Source organism: Acidithiobacillus sp. (genome assembly GCF_023256195.1).
Classification (GTDB): Bacteria; Pseudomonadota; Gammaproteobacteria; order Acidithiobacillales; family Acidithiobacillaceae; genus Acidithiobacillus_A.
Genome location: NZ_JAGDWX010000026.1, coordinates 38,247 through 46,630 on the forward strand (window position 1 = coordinate 38,247; position 8,384 = coordinate 46,630).

At 55.7% G+C, this 8,384-nt stretch carries 6 protein-coding genes; 4 read left to right on the forward strand and 2 right to left on the reverse strand.

Annotated elements, in window-relative coordinates:
- Nucleotides 1-62: 62 nt before the first annotated feature.
- Nucleotides 63-1,703 (reverse strand): glycosyltransferase family 39 protein, encoded by a 1,641-nt coding sequence (locus Q0C23_RS06865; RefSeq protein WP_291511629.1) that lies wholly within the window; start codon nt 1,701-1,703, stop codon nt 63-65.
- Nucleotides 1,700-2,671 carry a glycosyltransferase family 2 protein gene (locus Q0C23_RS06870; protein ID WP_291511630.1) on the reverse strand — a complete coding sequence of 324 codons (972 nt, stop codon included), beginning with the start codon at nt 2,669-2,671 and terminating at the stop codon, nt 1,700-1,702. The genes Q0C23_RS06865 and Q0C23_RS06870 overlap by 4 nt, the downstream gene beginning before the upstream one ends.
- 135 nt (nt 2,672-2,806) lie before the next feature.
- On the opposite strand from Q0C23_RS06870, the gene Q0C23_RS06875 reads away from it, so the two are divergent.
- From Q0C23_RS06875 to Q0C23_RS06890, 4 genes are all read left to right on the forward strand, one after another.
- Nucleotides 2,807-3,082: a diguanylate cyclase gene (locus Q0C23_RS06875; RefSeq protein WP_291511631.1), complete on the forward strand. Its 276-nt coding sequence runs from the start codon at nt 2,807-2,809 to the stop codon at nt 3,080-3,082.
- A gap of 617 nt (nt 3,083-3,699) precedes the next feature.
- Entirely contained in the window at nt 3,700-5,139 is a 1,440-nt protein-coding gene (locus Q0C23_RS06880; RefSeq protein WP_291511632.1) for a DUF262 domain-containing protein, read from the forward strand.
- A complete protein-coding gene (locus Q0C23_RS06885) occupies nt 5,123-7,051 on the forward strand; it encodes a DUF262 domain-containing HNH endonuclease family protein (RefSeq protein ID WP_291511633.1) in 1,929 nt (642 codons plus the stop codon). Before Q0C23_RS06880 ends, Q0C23_RS06885 begins: the two co-directional genes overlap by 17 nt.
- Nucleotides 7,041-7,445, forward strand: coding sequence for a hypothetical protein (locus Q0C23_RS06890; protein ID WP_291511634.1), 405 nt, complete (start codon nt 7,041-7,043; stop codon nt 7,443-7,445). Before Q0C23_RS06885 ends, Q0C23_RS06890 begins: the two co-directional genes overlap by 11 nt.
- Nucleotides 7,446-8,384 lie beyond the last annotated feature (939 nt).

An 8,384-nucleotide genomic window follows, 5' to 3' on the forward strand; every position in this document is an offset into this window, starting at 1 on the left:
GAAGCCGAGGTTAAACAGAGCGACGTGTCCTTGACACCTGGCCACCCCTGCCGTGGATCGACTCACTCCGTTTTCTGGATTCGCAAAAGCGCAATCTTCTGCTGATCATATAGTTCGAAGCGCACCAGCAGCACCGAGGCGCGAAGGGGCGGCTTCACAGCCGCGAGCACAGCCTGTACACGGGACTCCGGACATACCAGATAGAGTGGACGATGCTGCGCCAGCGCTGGCAACTCGTCCAAGAACTTCAGGCGCTGAATAGGCATGGCGCCCCGCCCGGCATAGAAGAGAAAATTCGGCTGAAACCATTGCCAGGCCGCCAGACCGTAAGGCGCGCCTTGCTGTATCTCGCGGATCTTCTGTCCCATGGCGCGGGATGGCTTCAGGCTGTTGAATTCTGGGGTGTAGACCAGAACCAGCAGTGCGCTCAGAGATACCGCCCCCACGCCCAGGCTGATCAGAGCCGCGCGAAGCCACCGTTTCCAGAACAAAAAGGTCGCGACGACGGCGGCCGCTGCGTAGGGCAGGCCCACGAGGGCAAGCCTGGGAAGCTCCGGTTCCTGCCTCGGCAGAATCCAGCCGCCATAGACGCTGAGCGCGAGTCCTATGGCAAAGAGTACGAGGCCCGACGCCCAGTAGAGATACGGTGGATGGGTCTCCTGTTCGTGTAGGTACCGATCGAAATATACTGCCAGCAGAACAACCAGAGGTGGATACGATTCCCAGACGTAATTCGGCAATTTCGTCGCCGAAAGACTAAAGAAGACTGCCCAGACAACACCCCAGATCAGCATAAAGCAATTTTTGGCGTGACCCTCTCCCTGAGGAACGCGCTGCTCTCGAATGGCCAGCGTGAGCGCCTGGGGCAGAAAAATCGACCAAGGAAGCATCCCGAGAAAAATGCTCAGGGCATAGTAGAACCAGGGCCCCCGATGTCCCTGCATGCTCGAGTCGAAGCGCCCGATATTCTGCTGCAGCAAAAATACGCGGTCCCAGGACCAATGCGTCTCCAGGCCGACCGCCAGATACCAGGGCAGCGCGATGATCAGGAAGAGAGGAACGCCTATATATAGTCTTCCTTCACGCCACAGAAATCTGAGGTTTCCTTGTGTCAGCAAGAAAAGCACGATGATCAGGCCCGGCAGCAGAAAACCGATGGGCCCCTTGGCCAGGGTGGCAAGTGCCATGGCCGCATATGAAAACAGCAGAAATCGACTGCCTTGCTTTTCTCTCTCGGTATAGCCTATGAGAAAAAAGATAAGCGCCGCGGCAACGGTCAGGATCAGCAGCGGATCGGGTGTGGCACTGCGAAATATCACGGTGCTGTGCAGCAGGGTGACGGTCATCGCCGCTGCAAGCAGGGCAACACGGCGATTGTACAGCCGCTGGATGGACACCCATAGCAACAGGATGAGCAGCGCACCGACGAAGGCCGATCCCACACGCAATCCCAGCGAGTTCCAGCCGAAGACTTTGGTACCGCACCACATCAACCAGTAATTCAATATGGGCTTATCCGGCAGGATATGACCATTGAAGGTGGGCACCAAGAGATTGTGATGAGCGATCATCTCCTTCAGGGATTGAGCGTAGATGGGCTCATCGATGTCCCACAGACTGGTATTGCCCGTAGCCCAAAAAAAATACTGGAAAGAGATGAAGAATACAGCGAAGGAAGTGGTAACGATAGAGAGCTTTTTCATTTTTTTGTGCAAGCATCCGCGCCATCGGTATTGCTCGACCAGATATTGCGCACCAAATAAATTGGACGATGCTTACTCTCTTCGTAGATACGGGAAAGGTATTCCCCAATGATGCCCAAGGCCAGCAACTGCACTCCCCCCAAGAACAAGATCGCCACCATCAGCGAGGGATAGCCCTTGACTGGATTGCCATACACCAGCGTGCCGACGACCAGATAGACCGCATACACAAAAGCGAAAACAGAGACTAAAAGTCCCACGTGGGCGGCCAGCTGCAAGGGTACTTGGCTGAACGAGGTAATACCCTCCACAGCCAGCTTCCACAGGCTCCGATACCCCCACTTGCTCTTGCCGAGCTGGCGAGGCTCGCGGTGATAATACACATGGGTGGTTCGGAAACCGACCCAGGCGAACAAACCCTTCATGAATCGGCGGCGCTCCGGGAGGCGTTTGATGGCCTCCAGAACGGGCCGAGAAAGTAGGCGAAAATCTCCGGTATCTTCAGGAATGTCCACCTCGCTTACGCGGTTGAGGATCCGATAGAAGGCATGGGCGCTGACGCGCTTGGCCCAGGATTCCCCTTCGCGCGACCGCCGCACGGCATTGACCACATCGAAACCTTCGCGCCATTTGGCCAGCAGCTCCGGAATGAGTTCGGGTGGGTCCTGGAGGTCGGCGTCCAACGGGATGGCGCAATCTCCTCGGGCGTGATCCAGTCCTGCCGTCAGCGCCGCTTCCTTGCCGAAATTGCGGGAGAGATCGATCACCACGATGCGGGAATCGTTGCGGTTCAGGGCGAGGAGCTGCTCCAGGGTTTCGTCCCTGCTGCCATCGTTGATACACAGCATCTCCCAGGATTCGCCCGTCCGCTCCATAACGGCACACACGCGCCCGTAGAGAATGGGCAGATTTGCGGCTTCGTCGTGGCAGGGGACGACCAGAGAAACTACCGGACGTTTTGCGGTCACTTCCAGCCTTTGACTTGGTCTAATGGGTGTTCTGATGGTATCACCGAAATCGCAAGCACATCCACACCCATCAAGGGTCGCACCAATAAGGCGGATGCGCTGGCAGGGCCCTTGAACACAGAAGAATCGCGATGGATGGCGGCAAACTATTGCTTGGAGGGCGAAGAATTCGTCGTTTTGCTACCGCTAAAGCGTCGCGAGGAGGCGCCACAGGTGGCCGAACGCCTGCGCCAGAGTATCTCCAAACAGCCCATTCAACTGGCCGATCACCTCGTCCCAGTGACTATCGGTGTCGGGGGCACCCCATACCAAAGCTGTGAGGATCTCTGCGTCGACACCATCCCCCGCGCCGATCGAGCGCTCTATCGTGACAAGCAAGAAGGACGCGATCTGCTGCCTACGGGGAGTTGAGCGTACCCTCGCCTGATTCGCAGCCGCTGGTCTTTGCCGGCATTGCATCGGCGGCCATATCTGGGTCGAGAGCGATGGGGCGGATCGCTCCCGAGCACGTCATTCGGGACGGCCAGATATCCAACCCACCGCTCGGACGGCGCCACCGCGTTCGGGAGGCGCGTCGACCATCGGCTAACCACCGAGGCCCTACAAAGCAGTCGCTGTACGCGGGTAATAGAGTTTGATCATGGCCCCTGTTGGCGCCACCCTGGACGCATGAGCCATTATAATAATGTTTGCTCACCGAATTCCTTGACAGAGGTAATCGGCCGAGCATCTCTTCCTTTTCAGCGCAGGCCAGCCTGGCCACGGCTATCGATCCCACCAGTGACCTTCATCGGCCGGTACGCAGCGAAAGCGAACATTCAAATAACCTACAGATGCGGGCAGGAAGAAGTTGCTGGTCATCACCGTGCCGCAAGACATATCATTTCCGGAATGCGGGGCGCCGGCGCACAAGTGCTGGCGCCACAGTCCTTGCGGGAAGAGATCGCCCGAACCCTGCAGCGGGCCGCTGGCGTCTATGGGCAAACCGACCCACAGACACCCACTAATTCAAACGGAGAATACGCAGCATGACCATTGAGAAAAAAGGCGTTCGAACGAGCACTGTCGGCGAACTGCTTGAGGAACATCTGCAAATCCCGTCCTACCAGCGCCCCTACAGCTGGTGGCCGGAAACGGCGCTGCAGTTGCTGGACGATTTGCGCGATGCCGCACAGCAAAGAGACAAGGTGTCCTATGTGTTGGGTGCGGTGATTCTTCACCACGACGGTAAAATGCTCAACGTTGTCGACGGCCAGCAGCGCTTGCTCACTTTGCGCATCCTGCTCGATCTACTGGAAAACCAGAATGCCTATGAAGACCTCACAAATCCACCTGGCAAGGACACACCGCCCATCGTGAGGGTCATCAAGGACCTGAAACGGGAAATCAAGTGTTCTGCAGAAAACGCACAAGCGGATGCCACTACGCAAAGCGGCGCGAATCAGGCAAACGAGAATAAGAAGTTGGCCGATTTCATCAAGCATAAATGCCAGATGATCCGTATTGAAACTGACGATATAGACGAAGCCTTCCGGGTGTTCGACTCGCAAAACTACCGGGGCAAGCCGCTGGCACCACACGACCTGCTCAAAGCTTACCACCTGCGTGCCATGCGCCACGAAACCGCCGCCATGAAAGTGGCATTGATCGACGCTTGGGAATCGGCTGGCGACGCGGCGCTCGACCATCTGTTCTCCCGCTATCTCTACCGCATCACCCGCTGGTCGCGCGGAGAAAATGCGCCGCAATTCACCGAGCGGGACATCGACCTATTCAAGGGGATAGATCCAAGCCGGGACAGCACGCCCTATGCCCGCTACCACAGCATCGCCCAGACCGCGATGCCTCTGCTGTCGCTCCTGGATGCGAATGACTCCGACGAGACGTCATCTGCCTTCGGGCATGCCAGTTTTCAGCGCGTCCTCGGACATGCCCGTTTCCAGTTGGATGCGCCCGTAGTGGCGGGACGTCTGTTCTTTGAGCGCGTCACCTTCATGCTCGGCGAGGTGAACCGGCTGATCAAGGACATCGCAAACCTGTACGCCGCCGAGTGGCCGACAGAAAGCAAACCGTTTCCGTTCTATCGTGTCTCAGGTGATGGAACGCTCATCGAACAGCCTCCCGGCCGCTATCGCTATGTATCCGAGCTCTATCTAGCGGCGGCGCTGTATTACGTCAATAAGTTTGGGATGGAGAATTTCGAACGCCACCGCGACCTCCTTTTCGCCTGGGCCTACGCGCTGCGCACGGGATTGCTCCGCGTACAATACCGGTCGGTCGACAACCATGCCAGCGAGAACGAACCAACAGTATCTGCCTTCAAGCTAATTCGTAATGCACGATCTGCCAATGAGCTGCGCGGCCTATCCCTCAGAGTTCTTCTGCCCAAAGGGCATTCCGAACACGAAGAACAACTCGCCAATTTTCTGAGACACAAGGGATTTGAAATCAGTGAATCACAGACATGACGAAGCCAACAAGCTTCATCCAGAACTGCTAACCATCGGTGAAGTGTTCGGTGGCACAACGCACTACACGGTGCCGATCTATCAGCGCAACTACGCCTGGCAAATGGAGCAGATCGAGCAGATGCTGAGCGATATTTATGACGCGATGGATGTCCGGAGGGGAGATTACTTTCTTGGCAACATCATCGTCGCCCACCCAGAATCCGGCGTGTACAAAGTGATTGACGGCCAGCAACGGCTCACGTCGCTGTATCTGCTGTTGAGCCAGCTGGGGCACACAGCTCATCGTGGTCTGCTGCAGTACGAAGCGCGCCAGCGCGCCGCAGCGGCCCTAGAGAAGATCGCATCAGAGGATTTCAATGCCCAGGTCGCCCCGGACGCACCACACGGCGAAGATGAAACAACAGGTATTTGGCAGGGCTGGAAGTACATCTCCCAGTATCTCCGGCAGCACTTTAAGGGCGAAGATTCGAAGAGCAAACTCGAGATTTTTAAAAAATATGTTTTAGGGAACGTGACGGTCGTGCGCACGACGCTGCCGGAGGGGATCGATTTCAATCGCTACTTCGAGATCATGAATACCCGTGGCCGGCAGCTCCAGCAGGTCGATATCGTCAAGGCAAGACTGATGGCGCACCTGGTGGACGACGCCGAACGCGACTGCTTTGCCTGGATCTGGAACGCCTGCGCAGACATGGATGCCTATGTGCAGATAGCTCTGAAACACGAGAACAAGGAGTTGCGCACGCAGGTTTTCGGCGATAACTGTTCCTTTGTTAGTGTGACTAGCTTTGATGAATTATTGAAGTGTCTCGAAACTAATCCTGGGCAACACGGCGCGGGCGGAATCAATGAATCGGTTGGGCTCGCCGATGCGATCAAGGCATACGGCCAGAAGAGCGTCGAAAAAACTGAGAAAAACAAGGACACCGTGCACTTCCGCTCGATCATCACTTTCCCTTCATTCCTGTTGCATGTCCTGAAGATCGTTCAGAAGGATGATGCGGACGAGAACGAAGGTCATCTGGACGATAAAATGCTCGTCAAACGCTTTACAAAATTCCTAAACGGTACAGAATTAGACAAGCGGAACAAGGCCAAAGAATTTGCTTTCGAATTGCTTCGATGCCGCAACCTTTTCGACAGTTATGTCATAAAGCGAGAATTCACCGGAACCTCTGACGACGATGGAGACTGGTCACTCAAGATCCTGTTCAAAGATGGGTTCTACAAGAATACGTATTCGACTAAAGAAAAGGAAAATGAAGATGACGACACCGATGCGGCAACCAAAGAATTATTGATGCTTGAATCGATGCTGCGCGTGACCTACACCTCGCCGCGAACGATGCACTGGATCACCCGACTACTGAGGGTGCTGGCTAAAAAGCATCAAGGGTCGAAGACAATCGAGGAGTCGGTATTGGTTTCTGAACTGAGGGGTTATGCGCGGGATAAACTGAAGGATGCTTTCTTCGATGGTGAAGAGCAGCCGCAAGGTTTCAGCATCGAACGTATTGTGTTTACATACCTGGATTACCTTCTCTGGAAGGAAAAACCAAGGCCTGATTTCAGATTCACTTTCCGGAATTCGATCGAGCATTTTTATCCGCAAAACCCTAGGGACGGACAGAGTGGGAATGGTTCAGTTTCTAAAAATCTAATCGATTGCCTGGGCAACCTTGCGCTATTAAGCGTAAGCGACAACTCGCGTTTCAGTAACGATCTTCCGGAAACAAAAGCCACCTACGAGCACATCATCAATCAAAGCCAGAAATTAAAAAAAATGACGGAGATTGCCAAAATTCGATGGGACGATGCTGCGGTGCTCGATCACCATAGAGAAATGGTCTCTCTCCTGAAACGAGATCTTGAACAGAAATACCCCGGAATCCAAAGTCATGAATGCTGACAACGAACGCCGCTTGCGTGAGGCCTTTCCCGCGCTTTATCGGAAGGAGCTACCTTTCGGCTTCGAGTGCGGCGATGGTTGGTTTGGCATCCTCTGGGAGCTGTCCGAGTCGTTGGACGCCGAGTCGAAGGCCACCGGCAACCCGCCGGATTCGGACCGGTATCCCTACGCGGTGCAGGTCAAAAGCAAATTCTGCATGTTGCGCTGGTACGGCGAGAACCTCAACGAAGCGATGGATGCCCTGATCGAAGCAGCGAGCGCCCGGGCGAGTACAAGCTGCGAAACCTGTGGTGCCCCCGGGCGGCTCTGGGTTCGCCGCAGATGGTATCGGGTCTGCTGCGATACGCATGTGCCACCAGGCAGTCAACTCGTCGAAGACGGCAAGTCGGGCTGACGCGCTTCGCCCCTGCCCACGACTCTGCCCGAGACGTGATGACGCACCTCTTCTGTAGCGTCTGATCAAGGTGCTCCGGGCGGTTCCGGTACACCAAGGCGATACGGCGCTGAGCGCCGGCCGACACTGGATTACCCGCCTCTTGCGGCGCCTCCCGGCCCGGCCCACATCGGCTCCCGGGTCGATTTAGCCTGGACATTTTGAAATAGGCGCCATTCCCCGTCTTAACAACAAAGCGGTCTTTTGAATTTCTATGCTGGAGTTTAGGCAAACAGTCTCATCACCGGCCCATTTGGGTGATGGCGTGGCTTGGTATTGCTGAGTCAGAAGTTGGTTAGGCGGCCTGTTTTCGGGGCGGGTCGTCGGTATGGGCCAAAAAAAGGCGGGAGAGGGGCACTGTGCAAAGCCCCCGATTACCTGGACACGATTTTTCACAAATCACGCCGCCTCTGCGATTACCGCATGGGCGGCGCACACCCGCGCCGGCGTGGCATAGTCATGCCGCTTGAGCAGCCAGTGCTCATTAAATCGAAGTGCCGCCATACAGATAACTACTTTGGATCGTATAATACCCTTGAGTTTCCGCTGCTGAATGTCTGCAATCAGTCTCAAGCAGCCGTTTAATGGATCAATAGTGCCCCCCAAGGGAACCTGCTGTCACGAATCGGCAATCCTCGTGCTGCGAGGGTTATGCCTGGGGACCAGGGCCACACGTCGAACCAAGCGACAGGATAGGGTCGTCATGATCAGTCTTGGTGTAGCCCATGCGCAAACTATATTACCCATAATCATACTTTATTGCCTGCGAACAGTCGCCGCCATTTTGCCGCCTATCTCACTCGACCGTGACGGCCTTGGCAAGGTTGCGCGGACGATCGACGTCGGTCCCTTTCACCAGTGCGGCATGATAGGCAAGCAATTGTACCGGTATAGCGTGCA